The sequence below is a fragment of the Kitasatospora sp. NPDC056651 genome, from assembly GCF_042792155.1.
Taxonomy (GTDB): Bacteria; Actinomycetota; Actinomycetes; order Streptomycetales; family Streptomycetaceae; genus Kitasatospora.
This window is the reverse complement of record NZ_JBHTWX010000026.1, coordinates 44945-58715: the sequence shown is the minus strand read 5'-3', so window position 1 is coordinate 58715 and position 13771 is coordinate 44945. Positions and strand designations below refer to the sequence as shown.

The 13771-nt window shown below is 72.0% G+C and carries 12 protein-coding genes and 3 pseudogenes; 9 read left to right on the top strand and 6 right to left on the bottom strand.

Features of this window, described 5'->3' with window-relative positions; all coding sequences use genetic code 11:
• Positions 1-78: 78 nt before the first annotated feature.
• On the bottom strand, positions 79-1728 hold the full coding sequence (locus ACFRAR_RS13325) for a recombinase family protein (protein ID WP_380697895.1): 1650 nt from the start codon (positions 1726-1728) through the stop codon (positions 79-81).
• 30 nt (positions 1729-1758) lie between these two features.
• Here ACFRAR_RS13325 and ACFRAR_RS13320 point away from each other — a divergent pair.
• The 3 genes and pseudogenes from ACFRAR_RS13320 to ACFRAR_RS13310 all read left to right on the top strand — a co-directional run.
• Positions 1759-1954, top strand: a pseudogene (locus ACFRAR_RS13320) (antibiotic biosynthesis monooxygenase family protein); the annotation flags it as partial.
• 159 nt (positions 1955-2113) lie between these two features.
• A complete protein-coding gene (locus ACFRAR_RS13315) occupies positions 2114-2512 on the top strand; it encodes a hypothetical protein (protein WP_380697893.1) in 399 nt (132 codons plus the stop codon).
• Complete coding sequence (locus ACFRAR_RS13310) at positions 2509-3129, top strand: hypothetical protein (RefSeq protein ID WP_380697891.1); 621 nt, start codon at positions 2509-2511, stop codon at positions 3127-3129. The genes ACFRAR_RS13315 and ACFRAR_RS13310 overlap by 4 nt, the downstream gene beginning before the upstream one ends.
• 144 nt (positions 3130-3273) lie before the next feature.
• Here ACFRAR_RS13310 and ACFRAR_RS13305 read toward each other — a convergent pair whose 3' ends face one another.
• Both ACFRAR_RS13305 and ACFRAR_RS13300 read right to left on the bottom strand, forming a co-directional pair.
• A complete protein-coding gene (locus ACFRAR_RS13305) occupies positions 3274-4143 on the bottom strand; it encodes a LysR family transcriptional regulator (protein ID WP_380697889.1) in 870 nt (289 codons plus the stop codon).
• 157 nt (positions 4144-4300) lie between these two features.
• Positions 4301-4414: pseudogene (locus ACFRAR_RS13300) on the bottom strand (RNA polymerase subunit sigma-24); the annotation flags it as partial.
• Between the two features lie 87 nt (positions 4415-4501).
• Between ACFRAR_RS13300 and ACFRAR_RS13295 the strand changes: the two are divergent.
• The gene (locus ACFRAR_RS13295; RefSeq protein ID WP_380697887.1) at positions 4502-5005 is read left to right on the top strand and encodes a hypothetical protein; all 504 of its coding nucleotides are present in this window, start codon (positions 4502-4504) and stop codon (positions 5003-5005) included.
• Here the strand turns inward: ACFRAR_RS13295 and ACFRAR_RS13290 are convergent.
• On the bottom strand, positions 5002-5436 hold the full coding sequence (locus ACFRAR_RS13290) for an NUDIX hydrolase (protein ID WP_380697885.1): 435 nt from the start codon (positions 5434-5436) through the stop codon (positions 5002-5004). The two genes, ACFRAR_RS13295 and ACFRAR_RS13290, sit on opposite strands and share 4 nt — an antisense overlap.
• A 142-nt stretch (positions 5437-5578) precedes the next feature.
• Positions 5579-6892: an XRE family transcriptional regulator gene (locus ACFRAR_RS13285; protein WP_380697883.1), complete on the bottom strand. Its 1314-nt coding sequence runs from the start codon at positions 6890-6892 to the stop codon at positions 5579-5581.
• A 232-nt stretch (positions 6893-7124) separates the two neighbouring features.
• Between ACFRAR_RS13285 and ACFRAR_RS13280 the strand changes: the two genes are divergently transcribed.
• The 5 genes and pseudogenes from ACFRAR_RS13280 (at position 7125) to ACFRAR_RS13260 (ending at position 12426) form a co-directional block, all read left to right on the top strand.
• Complete coding sequence (locus ACFRAR_RS13280; RefSeq protein ID WP_380697881.1) at positions 7125-7277, top strand: hypothetical protein; 153 nt, start codon at positions 7125-7127, stop codon at positions 7275-7277.
• A 14-nt stretch (positions 7278-7291) separates the two neighbouring features.
• Positions 7292-8380 carry a methyltransferase domain-containing protein gene (locus ACFRAR_RS13275; protein WP_380697879.1) on the top strand — a complete coding sequence of 363 codons (1089 nt, stop codon included), beginning with the start codon at positions 7292-7294 and terminating at the stop codon, positions 8378-8380.
• Between the two features lie 333 nt (positions 8381-8713).
• Positions 8714-9771, top strand: a pseudogene (locus ACFRAR_RS13270) (glycosyltransferase).
• A gap of 224 nt (positions 9772-9995) precedes the next feature.
• Complete coding sequence (locus ACFRAR_RS13265; protein ID WP_380697877.1) at positions 9996-11210, top strand: helix-turn-helix domain-containing protein; 1215 nt, start codon at positions 9996-9998, stop codon at positions 11208-11210.
• Between the two features lie 406 nt (positions 11211-11616).
• Complete coding sequence (locus tag ACFRAR_RS13260; RefSeq protein WP_380697875.1) at positions 11617-12426, top strand: helix-turn-helix domain-containing protein; 810 nt, start codon at positions 11617-11619, stop codon at positions 12424-12426.
• A gap of 49 nt (positions 12427-12475) precedes the next feature.
• Here ACFRAR_RS13260 and ACFRAR_RS13255 read toward each other — a convergent pair whose 3' ends face one another.
• On the bottom strand, positions 12476-13588 hold the full coding sequence (locus tag ACFRAR_RS13255) for a helix-turn-helix domain-containing protein (RefSeq protein WP_380697873.1): 1113 nt from the start codon (positions 13586-13588) through the stop codon (positions 12476-12478).
• Positions 13589-13771: the final 183 nt, after the last annotated feature.

Below are 13771 nucleotides of genomic sequence, written 5' to 3'. Positions count from 1 at the left end.
TGGAGGTGACCAGTCGATCCGATGGCGCTCGCCCGAACTCGCGCCCGACACCTGGGCCGAATGCGCCTGCCCCGACGGTCAGTCCCGCTCGCGGGGAACAGGGGTGAGGCGCCCCCTCACCGGTCGGCCTCGACCGACTGCCGGGGCGACCAGCACGGCAACCAGTGCGTCTTCGATGTACGAACGCTTCTCCATGAAGGTCAGCCCCTCCCACTCTGCACGGAGGTTCACGGGCTTGCCCTCCGCTGCGTAGGCGGACCGCATCCACTTGTTCCGGTCGGCGAGAAGGGTGCGCTCCTCGGCCTCGGACTCGGCGAGATACGAGAAGTACCGCTCTGCGGTGATCTTCCGATCCTTGCGTGCCTTCTTGAGGTCGGCGATGTCCTCGCGTACGCGCTCCAACTCCTCTTCTCTATCCCATGGTTGGGGGTTCGAGGTGGCCTGGCGCTCGGCTGCCTCAAGCTCGTACTTCGCGATCACGAGCTTGATGACCGCGGCGTCCGTGTCCGGACCTGCGATCTTGGTGCCTCCGCCGCAGCCTCGGCCGGTGCCCTTGTCGGGGCATGCGTAGTAGAAGAAGCCCTCTGGCTTGCGCTGGCTCGGTGTCGCCTTGAGTGCCCGGAGCCCGTTGCCGCAGCCGTTCCGGTCGCAGCGCAGGATGCCGCTGAGGAGGTACTTGCGGGCGTTGTGCCCGGTCCCCGGCACGGAGTTCATACCGATGATTTCGGTGAGTGCTTCCCACTCGGTCACCGTGATGACCTGGTCCCACTGGCCCGGCACCGGATTCCCCTCGGCGTCGTAGACCATTTCGAGGCGCTGGTGTTCGCCGCCGGTGACGGGGTTGGGCTCGGTGGCCTTCCGCGACCGGATGCCGCAGAGACGCGGATTGCGTAGGAGCTGTTTGATCTTCCCGGGTGTCCAGACGTTGCCCCGGGGAGTCGTCATGCCGGCCTCGTTCCACCGCTGGACGATCGCCCGGATTGGCGTGCCGGTGATGATCTCCCGGACGGCCTTCTGGAGAAGCGGAGCTTCGTCAGGGTGCAGCGTGCGCTTGTCGCCCTGCCAGCCGAACGGGCGGGCCCCGCCGGTCGGGATGCCGGCCTGCTCAAGCGCCCGGTGCTTCCGGCGGACTCGGCGGGCCGTGTCGGCGGACTGCTTGTTGCTCATGGCGACCACCACCCGGGCGACCGCCCGGCCGTTGTCGGTCAGGAGGTCCAGCGTGCCCGTGATGTCGATGATCGGTCGGCGGAAGTTCTCCACGACTTCGATGGCATCTTCGAGGTGGCGGTTGTCGCGGGTGAGGCGGTCGATGTCGTAGACGATCAAGCCGTCAAGCCGCTCGCCGTTGGGGGCCAGCCCCTCCTTCATATTGGCGAGCGCCCCTTCGAACACCGGCCGGACGACGCGGTAGACAACCTGGCCGTCCGGGAGCCGGATGCGCTTCCGCTTCCAGGCGCTGGTGTCCGGCTCCTCGTACGTGTGGATGTAGCGTCCGCCTCGGCTCTCGACGAACAGCCGGGCGTCTTTCTCCTGCTCGTCGCGGCCCTTGATGTCGCGGCCCGTCATCGGGACGAAGCGTCGGCTTGGCGTCTCGGTGTCCGGGCTGGATTCCTTGCTGGAGGCGGTAGTTGGGTCGGCATCCACCTCGAACGAGAGACGGACGAGTCCGGCCCAGTTCTGCCCCGTCAGATCGCCCCAGTGGGCGCGTGTTACCAGGTCTTCGGCCATGAGCTAAAGGTACATCTGATGATGCGTTGCCCGGTCGAGGGCACCGGACCAGTACCTGGTCTACACCCGCTGGCGCAGCGAGGAGGACTTCAAGGCCTGGATGGAGGGCCCGATGAAGGCCGCCCACCAGAACGGCCCCTCCGGCGAGGCCCCCAAGCGCCCGGCCGCCAGCGGCTCCACCCTGTGGTCCTTCGAGGTCGTCCAGTCGGCGGGCCCCAAGGCCTGACCTGCGCGCATCCGCCAGTGCGGAGACATGCCGGCCCCTCCCGTGGCGGGGAGGGGCCGTTGTGCTGGCTGCGGCCGGACTGCGGGCGTGGCGCCGGGTGCCGCTTGCGCGTAGGGTTGACGGACAGTCAGCTTCGGGATTGGGGAGAAGGAAGCCGGGATGTCTCACTGGGCGATGGCGGTCTACGGCCTGGTCGGCGGCCTCCTCGTCTCGCTGCTGACGTTCTTCCGCGTCGTCCAGACGAAGCGGTGCTGGCCGTGGGAAGTCCCCGGCGGGACGAAGCTGTCGATCTACCTCGCCGCGGAGATAGCCCGGACGCTGATCGGGGCGGGAGTCGCGTGGGCGGTTTCCATGGCCGGCCCGTTCAGTGCTTTCGGGGCGGTCATCGCCGGTGCCGGAGCCCCGGCGATTCTCGACAAGTGGCAGAACTCGGCGAAGGACTCGGAGCTTTCGGACGTCGGATCGCTGATCCGGTCGATTCCGGCCCAGGAGTCCGGTGCCGAGTCGCAGGCTGTGGGTATCAGTTCTTCGGTGGTCGGTGACGGGGGTGTCTTGTGAGCCGGGAATTCGTTCAGGCGTTGACGCATGGCGGTGCCAGCTATTGCCTGGAGCCGCGAGACGTGTCCGATGACGGTGCGGCGCGGAGGTTCTGGGGCGCCCTCACCCACTCCGGCCCCAGCTACACCCCGGCCCCGGTCGGCGAAGCCGCCGCCCGCAGGGAGGACCGCGGTCGGGTGGAGCGGGACCTGGCCGAGGCGTTCTCGCGCTGGAAGGCCGCCACGCGGGAGGCGGAGACGTCGATGAAGAGCATGGAGGCGGCCGGCGGCACGGAAGACCGGCGCGTGTACTTCCGCGCCTGTGTCGAGGCGCTGGAGCGCGTCGCCGCGATCGCCGAAGAGGAGCTCTCCCCGGTGTTGCGGGCCTCCTACGAGGCGACGCACCCGTTTGACTTCCTGAACCGGCGCCTGCGGGGAAGGTGTCTCAAGCTCACGCTCGAATGCGCCGAGAAGTCCGCCAGGCTCGCCTCCGTCCTCAAGGAGGCGGAGGAACTGGTCATGGCCGGGGACGCGGCGGCTGAGAACAGCGTGCGGGCGGCGTACGTGGAATTCCGCTCGATTCCGGATCACCGGATGGGGCATCTCTCGCACCTCTCGCACCTCGCCGGAGCGGCGTAGCCGGTCGGCCCGGCTGGTGGGCCCGGCTGGTCGGCCCCGCCGGTCGGCGGGCCCCAACGCCTGGCATCCGTACCGCAGTTGCGCGCCCCGGGTTCACGGACCCCGGGGCGCGCCGCCGTGTGCGGCCCGGGTGCGGCCGGGTGCTCAGGTGGCGAGGGCGGCGCGGAGGCCCGGGAGGGGGCAGCGGTCGGCGCGCCAGAGGAGGCGCAGGCGCAGGGGCGGGAGGTCGAGGGGGAGCCGGGTGAGGGTGGCGGCGGCGAGGTGGTCCTGCACGGCGAAGGCGGGCAGGAGGGCGATGCCGAGGCCCTGCTCGGCGCAGGCGCGGGTGACGGGGACGGCGCCGGTGCGCAGCCGTCGGACGTGGTGGCCGAGGAGGCGTTCGCCGGCGAGGCGGTAGGAGCAGCCGGGGGCGTCGACCAGGAGGCGGTGGCCGCGCAGGTGTTCCGGGGTCAGGCCGGTGGCGCGGGCCAGCGGGTGGGCCGGGGCGGCGACCAGGGCGAGGGGGACGTCGTGGAGGTCGAGGTGGTCGAGCGGGGCGGGCGGCAGGGGGAAGCCGAGAGAACCGAGCGGGCCGGGGGAGTCGAGGACGAGGGCGGCCTCCAGGGCCCCGGCCGCGACGCCGTCGAGCAGGACGTCCCGGCCGGCGTCGGTGCGCAGGGATATGTCCAGGCCGGGCTGACGGTCGGTGAGTTGGGAGCGGACGGCCGGGGCATGGGTGGCGGCGACGGCCTCCAGGACGCCGAGGCGCAGCCGGGTCCGGGGGCCGGCGACCTCGCGGCGGGCCTGTTCGGCCTGGCCGAGGAGCCGGTGGGACCACGGGAGCAGCCGCTCCCCGGCCGGGGTGAGGGTCAGACCGGGCCTGGTCCGCTCGAACAGGTCGGTGCCGAGGCTGAGTTCGAGGGTGCGGACCTGCTCGGACACCGAGGACGGGGTGAGCCCGAGCGCCACGGCCGCGCCGGTGACGGTGCGGTGGGTGACGACGGCCTCGAAGACGCGCAACTGACGTAGTTCCACTGGCTCCCCCGAACGCCTGCGTTCCCGGTGCTGCGGGACAGCGTACGGGGGCCGAGGTGCGGAAGGGCCTCAGAGGGACAACGGCGCCTCCCGCTCGGTGGGCGCGAGGGCCTCGGGACCATCGTCATCGCCATCGGGACGCTGTCCGTCGTCCGCCGTCCGCCGGCTCGACCTGCCCGGCCACGTCCGGCGAGGTGAGCGGCGGCTCGGGCGGCCACGGGCCGACGTACGGCTCCCGGCGCCGGCCGATCGTACGCGGCCGGTCGAGCGCCGCCGGTCGAGCGCCGGACCCCGACAGCCCTGGTCAGGGTGGTGGTGAAGTGTTGACGGCCGACGGCCCCGGTGCCACCATCGCGCCGTGACCGAAGCCTTCGCCCTCCCGCACCGCATCCGCCTGAGCCCGTGGCAGCGCGTCTTCATGGCCGCGACCTTCACGGTCACACTGCTCGTCGCGATCTCCATGGCCGCGACGGCGCCCGGGGCCTCCAAGGTCTTCGGCGCGGCGCTGGGCGTCGTCTCGGCGGTGATGCTCTACCGGATCCTGCGGATGTCGCTGGTCATCGACGCCGCCGGGATCACCAGCCGCACGATGGAGTGGACCCACCGGGCCGCCTGGTGTGACATCGAGTCGGTCGAGCTCGCCGACGCCGGTTCCGTCGGCAGCCTGTCGACCGCGCTGGCGGTCAAGGTGCACAAGGGCCGGCCGCACAAGGCCCGGAAGATCGTCCTGCGCGCCCTCGCCGGCTACTCGACCCGGGGCACCGCCGCCCGGCTGGAGGAGCTGAAGGCGCGGTTCGAGGCGACGCTCGCCGACCACCGGGCGGGCTGCGCGACCTGCGGGCACCCTTCGGACCTGCCCTAACCGGCGAGCATGCCGTCCAGGTACTCCCGCACCGGCGGGAACATCGGGAACGGCACGTACGCGGCCAGCTCGGCGCGGGAGGCCCAGACCACCCGGTCCAGCTCGTCGGAGTCCGCCACCACGGCGGTGCCGCCGACCACCTCGCAGGCCGTGTACGACATCCGTCGCCCGTTCTGCGGATGCACCCGCTCGCCGAGGAGTCTGGCGGCGGCCACCCGGAGCCCGGTCTCCTCGGCGGTCTCGCGGACGGCCGCCGCCTCGGGCGACTCCCCGGGCTCCACCTCCCCGGCCGGGAACTGCCAGGACAGTTCGCCCTCGGCGATCCGCCGCCGAACCATCAGCACCCGGCCGTCCTTGACGACGATCGCGACGGCGGGGAGCCGCTGCCCGGGGTCCTGCCCGGGGTCCTGCCCGGGGTCCTGCTCGGTCATCGCGCTGCTCCTGGAGTCCTCGAAGGGGAGTGTCCCTCCTCCGATGGTGCCGGAGCGGACGCGCCCCGGGGCGGAAGCGCCGGGCCGCGCCGGGTCGCGTCGGCGGAACGTCGCGCCCCGGGACCGGCGGTCCCGGGCGCGTTCAACCCACCCGCAGCCGGTCCAGGAACTCCGGGACGCCGTCGATCCGGCGGTAGGGCCGGAAGGACGGCGCGAGCTCGCGGACGAGGGCGACACAACGGGGCGCGCCGATGCGGGTGGCCAGGTCGAGCGCCTCCCCGGTGACGGCCAGGGCCTGCTCGACGTCCCCGGCCTGGAGGTGGCCTCGGGCCTGGTAGGTCAGGAAGATGCCGCGAGTCTTGTCCCTCGCCCGGGGCAGTAGCGCCATCCCCTCCGCGATCAGGGCATGGGCCTCGCCCGTTCGGCCGAGGTCCAGGAGGCACTGGCCGGAGTCCACGGCGAGATCGGCCGGGCTCATCCAGGCGCACCAGCCGGGTGCGGGGTCGGCGGTCTCCATGGCGAGGGCGGATTCGGCACCGGCCAGGTCCCGGTAGCAGGCGGAGCGGTCGCCGAGGACCGCGTGGGCCCTGGCCCTGCGCAGGAGCAGCAGGGACCGGGCGGTCGGGTGCCCGATGCCGGACAGGGCGTGTCCGAGCTGGTCGACGGAGACTTTCGCCTGGCCGAGCCAGTTGGCCTGGTAGGCGAAGTCGGACAGCACCCCGGCGCCGTGGTCGCGGTCGCCGGCGGCGTGCGCGGACTGGAGCGCGGCCTCCCAGAGCTTTCCGGCCGCCCAGTGCCGGCCCTGGTCGAAGCGGTGCCAGCCGCAGGTGGTGGCGAGCGAGGCGGCCAGCCGGTGGAGACGGCGGCCGACCGTCTCGCCGTAGCGGCCCGCCTTGATCAGGTCCGTGACGGTGGCCAGGTGGGCGTCCGTCAGGCCGGCCGTGTGCTGGCGCTGTTCGGTGGGCAGGGCGGTCAGTCGCCTGCTGGTCTCCTCCAGCCAGTCCACGAGTTCGCCGTCCACGCGTTTGCCGTTCATGCCCGAGGCGAGGCGCTCGGGCTCGGCGGCGGCCCACTGGGCGGCCAGGCCGCCCAGTGAGATCGTGCTGAAGGTCATGAAACTACGGCGGTCCATGGCGGCCCTCTGTGCGTCGTGAAGTGCTTGGACGGTGTGGGTGGCCCCCAAGGGCAGCGGCTCGTCACGCCCGGGCAGCCACGAGGGCCAGCCGTACGCGTCCATGTCCGAGACCGGGACGCCGAAGGCTTCGGCGATGAGGAGTTGGGAGTCGGCGTTCGGCGTCTTGCGCCAGTGCTCCCACCGGCTGACAGCCGTCTTGTCGGCACCGGAGAGCAGCCCCTGTCGGCGGGCCGCCTTGTTCAGCTCCACGACCAGGTCGCGCTGCGACCAGCCGCGCAGTTCGCGCGCGTAGGCGAGGGGGTGACGGATCGGGTCGTCCACGGGGCCAATCCCATCATCGACAGCGACCGGAAGCCTACTGCGGGCGAGGGCGGGACAACCCCGGGACTACGGGCAATGGCTTCTGGGAGAGCGCGAGTCGGGCTGTACTGGACTCGCGCCGACCGGGTTCCCGCACGAAGCGGACGAAGTCCGACCGTGAAACGTCGCGGGGCGGTTGCCGACGCGGCGAACCGGTGGGCACGGTCTTCGACGCCTTGAGAGGGAGAGAAACATGGGCAAGCACGGCGGAGGGCCCGGCACCGACGGGCCCGGCCAGGCGGGTGGCGGCAAGGGCGGCAGCCACTCCGGGAAGCCGGACACGGCACCGTGCGACGGCAAGCGGGACGCGCCGCCCACCAACCTGCCCAAGCCGGCGAAGCCTTGAGGGAGGAGCACCGCATGGACTGGGACGCGCTCGCTGACGCCCTCCGGAAGTCCGGTGCGCTGTCGGCCGACTGGGACACGGTGTTCCGGGCCGTGCCGCGTCGGCCGTTCGTTCCGGATCGGATCCACCACGGGGGTGAGTGGATCGACCGGGCGGAACACCCGGGCCAGTGGGAGGAGTTGGTCGGTTCGGACATTCCGCTCGTGACCCGGCTGGACGAGGACGGCCGTGCGCCGTCCTCGTCCAGCTCGATGCCCACCGTGGTGGCCCAGATGCTGCGACATCTCCAAGTCTCGGACGGCATGCGAGTGTTGGACGTCGGCACCGGCACGGGCTGGACGGCCGGGTTGCTGGCGGCTCGGCTCGGTGCGGCGAACGTCGTCACCGTCGAGGTGGACCGTGGGCTCTCCGAGGGTGCGCGGCACCGCCTGGTGGCGCATCGCCTGCCGGTCCGGACCGTCGTCGGCGACGGAACGCTCGGCCACCCGGCAGGCGCGCCGTACGACCGGGTGCACGTCACCGCGGCCGTACGGCGCGTTCCCGGGGCTCTGATCGAGCAGACGGTGCCCGGCGGCGTCATCGTCCTCCCGTACGGCACGGCGTTCTGCAACGGCGGGTTGCTGAGGCTCACCGTCGCCGCCGACGGCCGATCCGCGAGCGGGCCGTTCGTCGAGGACGTGGCGTTCATGTGGGTGCGTGGCCAGCGCCCCGGGAGCGGCGAGTTCGAGATCGAGGACGTCCGGCACGGTCCGTCCGAACTCGATCCCGCTGCCGTGGCCGAGCACACCGCCGCCGCCTTCGCGATCGGCCTGCGGCTGCCGGGCCTGTTCCGGCAGCAGGTGTGGGCGGGCTACGACCACTTCGGCACCGGCCGGTTGGAGATCTGGGACGGAATCTCGTACTCCCACTGCCGCCTCGCCGACTGGGACGCCAGGCATGCCGTCGCGCAGTCCGGCCCCCGCGACCTGTGGGACGAGGTGAGCGCCGTCCACGCCTGGTGGCAGTGCCAGGGCGAGCCGGGCCTCGACCGGTTCGGCCTGACGGTCACCGTCGCGGGCGAGCACCGGGTGTGGCTGGACGAGCCGGACCGGGTGGTCGGTTGACAGGGAGCGGTGTGAAGCGGGCCCCAGGCTTGCAGGCCCGGGACCCGCCGTACCGCGCGCGCTTGAGCCGCCCGAATTGGTGTATCCCGATGCCGCTGTACTCCGGCCTGAAGCATGCGGCCCTGGACTCCGTCCGGCGGGCGGTTGACGGCTCGTCGTTGGGCGCGTTCTCCGGGCCCGAACCGAACCGCCCCGCCGAAGGGCTGCGGGCGCACCCGTCCCGTGCCGGTCGTCAGGCGAGGCGGGCGAGGGCCCCGGCGGCGCTGGTATGTTCCAGGCGTGAACCGCGACACCGGCGATCTCGTCTCCCGCCTTGGCCGTCCTTTTCGACTGATCGTCACCGGCGGCGGAACGGGCGGCCACACCTACCCGGCGCTCACCGCGATCCGCGCCCTGCGCTCGCGTCTCGCCGAGGTCGACGGCGCGCTGGACGTGCTGTGGATCGGCACCGCCGCCGGCCTTGAGGCCAGGGTGACCGCCGCCGAGGGCATCCCGTTCAGGACCGTCGCTACCGGGAAGATCCGGCGCTCCGCCAATCCGCTCAAGCTGGTGTCGCCCGCCAACGTCAAGGACATGGGCCGCGTTCCCCTGGGCGTCGCGCAGGCCCGCTCCGCGGTGGCCGAGTTCGGACCGGACGTGGTGCTCGGCACGGGCGGCTACGTCGCGGTGCCGGTCGGGATGGCCGCCCGGATGTGTCACCGGCCGTTGGTGGTTCACGAGCAGACCGTCCGGCTCGGTCTGGGCAACCGGGCCCTGGCGCGGATGGCGGCCCGGGTCGCGGTCTCCTCCGAGTCGACGCTGAAGTTCCTGCCCGAGGCCGCGCGCGCCACCGCCGTGGTGACCGGAAACCCGGTACGCCCGGAGGTGCTGACCGGGCAGGGTGACAAGGCGATCCAGGCGCTCGGGCTGTGGGGCTTCGACCGTTCCCTGCCGACCGTGTACGTCACCGGCGGTGCGCAGGGCTCGCAGCAGATCACGAGCTGGTGAGCGAGATCCTGCCGTGGCTGCTCGGCCACGCGAACGTGGTCCACCAGTGCGGGCCCAGCCACGAAGGGCGGCTGCGGGAGCGGGCGGCGGCTCTTCCGGAGCAGTTGCGCTCCCGGTACCTGGTGACCGGATTCGTCGGCCCGGAGCTGCCGGACGTGCTCGCCCTCGCGGACGTGGTCGTCTCCCGCAGCGGTGCGGGGACGCTGGCCGAGCTGACCGCGTTGGGGCGGGCGGCGGTGTTCATCCCGCTGGCGACGTCGGCCGGTAACGAGCAGGAGCACAACGCCCGTCACCTGGCGGACGCCGGCGCGGCGGTGGCCCTGCTCGGACGGGCCGCCGAGCACGGTCGGCCGGACGCCGCCGACCGTCTCGTGGACGTGCTGCTGTCGGTCGTGGACCGCTAGTCCTCCAGGTCCAGCAGGTGTCGGACGGCGCCGGCCTGGATGGTGTCCATGCAGATTTGGTACGGTCCGGATCCGAGGCAGGATTGTGCAGGATTGTGGCTGTCGGACTTCGCCACCGGCTGAGTGCACTTCGAGCGCTGTTGAGTCCCAAGATTCCAGGTTCCTCGATGAGGTCCCGGATTCTCCAGCTGCCGGAGCCGGCCACGGAGCCATAGGCTGTCGGTATGGCCTTGGATCCCGCACTGCCCGTTGGCCGGCGCATCCAGTACTACCGGGAGCGTGCCGGGAAGTCCCGTCCGGTGTTGGCCGCCCTGTTGGGGCGGTCACCGAGTTGGCTGAAGCAGGTGGAGAGCGGGGCGTTGCTGCCGCCGCGCCTGCCGATGCTCGTGCGTATCGCCCAGCACCTGGGGATCGATGACCTTTCCTTGCTGACAGGGGAGGCGAGTATGCCGACGGCGCTGTATTCCGGTGTGGAGCATGGAGCCCTGGACGCTGTTCGGCGGGCGGTTGACGGCATGCCACTGGGGTTGGTCGACGGGCCGGCGCCGAACCTGGACCACCTCGCGGTGCAACTGGCGAATGCCTGGCGGACCAGGATGACCCGGGGCGATCATCGGACCGCTCTGGCCGAACTGTTGCCGTCGCTCGTGTCGGCCGCGTCTTCAGCGGTTTCACATCCGGACTGCGCCGACCGGCGCCGGGCGGAGGTGATGTACGCCAGCGCGCTGAACCTGACGCAGATGTACACCGCGTTCCAAGGGGACGGCAATCTGGTCTGGCGGGTGGCCGAGCGGGCTTTGGCGACCGCGCGGGCGTCGGGAGATCCGCTGGCGATCGGGCAGGCATGCTGGTTCTTGGTGGAGGCGTTCCGGAAGTCAGGCCAGTGGGACAGTGCCCAGTTGCTGACCGAGGACGCACTGCGGCTGCTCGACCCGATTCGAGCGAACACACCGGAACTGGCCTCCGCCTGGGCGGACATGGCCTTTCACGCTGCCGTCACGTATGCCGTGGCCGGCGAAGCCGGTGAGGCATGGGGCTGGATCGACCGCGCGGCAGCCGTCGCCGAGTGCCTTCCGGCGGCCTTCTGGAGTGCTCCCACGTCAGGGTCCCGTCAGGCTGTCGGACTGCACTCGGTGACCGTGGCGGTCGAGCTGCGTCAGACCGGTACGGCGCTGCGCTGTGCCCGGCGGCTTCCGGCGGCCGATGTCACGGCGGTTCCCCGCCGTGGCCGCCACTTGATCGAGGTCGCGCGGGCGCACGCGCTCCGTGGTGAGGCGGACTCCGTCGTCGGACTGCTCACGGATGCCGTCGCTGTCGCGCCCGAGACAGTGCGGTGGAACGAGGAGGCCCGGGCCATGGTCCGAGGGCTGGCCGGCGCCCGATCTCCGCTCCGGGAGGCCGGGCGACGTTTGGCCGACTCCATCGGGATGGCGGCGTAGCGGCAACCGGAACTGGAGACAGGAACTCTGGACGATCAGCACCGGGCATCGAACACCAGTGCAGACGGCTTCCGGCGTCGGCGGGTGGAACATCTCGTTGAGCAGTGCCCGGCCGGTCTCGAACGGCTGTCGTGGCAGCGATCCGGCTTGGTCCAGGTGCTCGGCGCGATCTGCGGAAAGGTAGTTGCCGGACCAGCCGGCTCGCGAGCTTGATGGAGCGCCGGGGGAGTGCGCGTTCGCGCCGCCCGAATGGGTGATGTGGGTGTGAATTTGATGGGTCGTTACGGCATTACGGTGACTATTGCGATGCCGACCGTCCGAAGGGGCGTCCGGTGCGTGGGAAAAGAGTTACCCCGGCGGTGCGCCAACACCCCGGGGTTCGGCACCAGGAGAGATGGACTCCACGATGCAGATTCATCGTATCCCTCAGCATGCCCCCGGGTACACGATCCTCGACAACGGCCACGTCGTCCGCAAGCACGAGCTGAGTTGGGCCGCGCGCGGGCTGCTGGGCTACCTGCTCAGCCTGCCGGACGGGGCGCGCGAGGACGTTCGCACGCTCGCCGCCAAGAGCGTGGAGGGTCGGACGACCGTCGCCCGTGCACTCAGGGAGCTTGAGGCGGCCGGGCACTACGTGCGTCGGACGCAGCGGGACCCGCTGACCGGGCAGGTGCGGACGGTCGTCTCGGTGCACGAGGCGCCGGTGACAACCGGCAAGGCGGTGCACACGGTGCCGCCGCTTCCCGCACCCCCGGCCGCCGGTGTCCCAGCTCCAGGGGTGCCAGGCGGCGGAAAGGCGGGAAGCCCCTCCAAGGAACTGAAGGCCAAGGACGTGGAAGAACCTTCCGTCCGTCCCTCCGAGAAGTTGACGGCCGGCATGGCACTGCTGCTCGAACTCGGGCGCCGGGAACCGAAGATGGCTCTGGCCGGGAAGCCGCTGTGCGACCAGGCCGCGCGGGTGGAGGGGTTGCTGGCGGGCGGGTGGACGCGGGAGGCGTTGACCGGGATTCTGTCGGCACCTCTGCCGGGCACGATCACCCGCAGCGTCGGGGCGATCGTGGCAGCGCGGATCGCCAAGGTGCCGCCTGTTCCCGCACCCCGGCAGAACAGCGACGGGCCGCGCCGGCACGAGTGCCCCGGGCGGGCCGGGATGTGCGGGCGGCCCGTCACCGGGGCTGGGCGGCTGTGCGGCGGCTGCGCGGCGACGGCGGTCTGAACGGCCGTGGGCGTACCGGCCTCCCGGAGCCGGGTTCAGCAGCCGGGGTTCAGCAGCCGGAACAGGCGAGCGGGGTGCTTGGGCAAGTCACGGTACGAGCGGGACGGGGAGGTCCGGCCGTCGGGTCGCCGGGGTCGAGCATCAGGAGCAGGTCGGCCCACGCCGCTTCGGTCCATGCCGCTTCGGTCGGCTGCGCGGGGACGGTTGCCGGGCGCACCGCCAGGCGCTCCCCGACGATCCGGATGGCGAGGGGGATCCCCGCGCACCGCTCGACGAGCTCGACGAGGGCCTCGGGGGTGGCGGAGCCGCGTGCGGCGCCGATGATCGAGGTGAGCAGCCGGACGGCGTCGTGGTCGGGCAGCCGGCCGAGCTCGATCGGGTGTGCGCCGTCCTTGACGGTGAGTCCGGCCAGGTGCGTCCGGGCGGTCACCACGACCGCGCAGGACGGCGAGTTCGGCAGGAGGGGTCGGATCTGGTCCGCGCACCGGGCGTTGTCGAGGACGATGAGGATGCTCCGGCCGGCCACGGTCGACCGGTAGAGCGCCGCGAGCTCGGCACAGGACTCCGGCAGGGAGGACTGGTGGATGCCGAGTGCGCGGAGGAAGCCCCGCAGGACGGTGGACGGTGCGAGCGGTCCGGCGGCGTCGTGCCCGTGGAGGTCCACGTAGAGCTGTCCGTCCGGGAAGCGGTCGGCCACCCGATGGGCCCAGTGCACCGCGAGGGCGGACGTCCCGATCCCCGCGGCGCCGAACAGCTGGACGACCTTCCCGCGGCCCATCCGGTGGCGCGGCGACAGCAGGAGCTCGCCGTCGCACTGCCGCAGGACGTCGTCCCGTCCGGTGAAGTGCGCGATCGCCGACGGAAGTTGTGCCGGCCTCGGCAGGGCCGTCATCGCGTAGGCGGCCGGCGGCTCACCGGCCGGCGGCTCGCTGGTGACCTCGCGCCCCGCTCTCCGGTGCGTCAGGGCGGAGACCGTCGCCGCGTTCAGTTCCAGCGCCGCCGCGATCTGTTCCAGCGATCTCCGGTACGGCTGTCGGCTCCGGCCCGTCTCGATGTCCCTGATGGTGCGCACGCTCAGGTCGGACCGGGTGGCCAGGTCCTCCTGGGTGAGCCCGGCGCGCAGGCGCCAGTGTCGGATGAGTGCCCCAGCTCCGCCGGACATCGCGATTCCCCCACGATCGATACACGTCCCACCTGGCCCGGCGACCCGCTCGCCGGCCCCGCCCCCGGCGGCCCCCCGTCGGGTGATCTTGCAAATCGTTCGCGCTAAAGCTAGCTCACGAGTCCGTCGAATTGGCGGTGAACAGCCAGGTTCGTCATCGCGAGGCCGTCTGAGGCAGGCTGC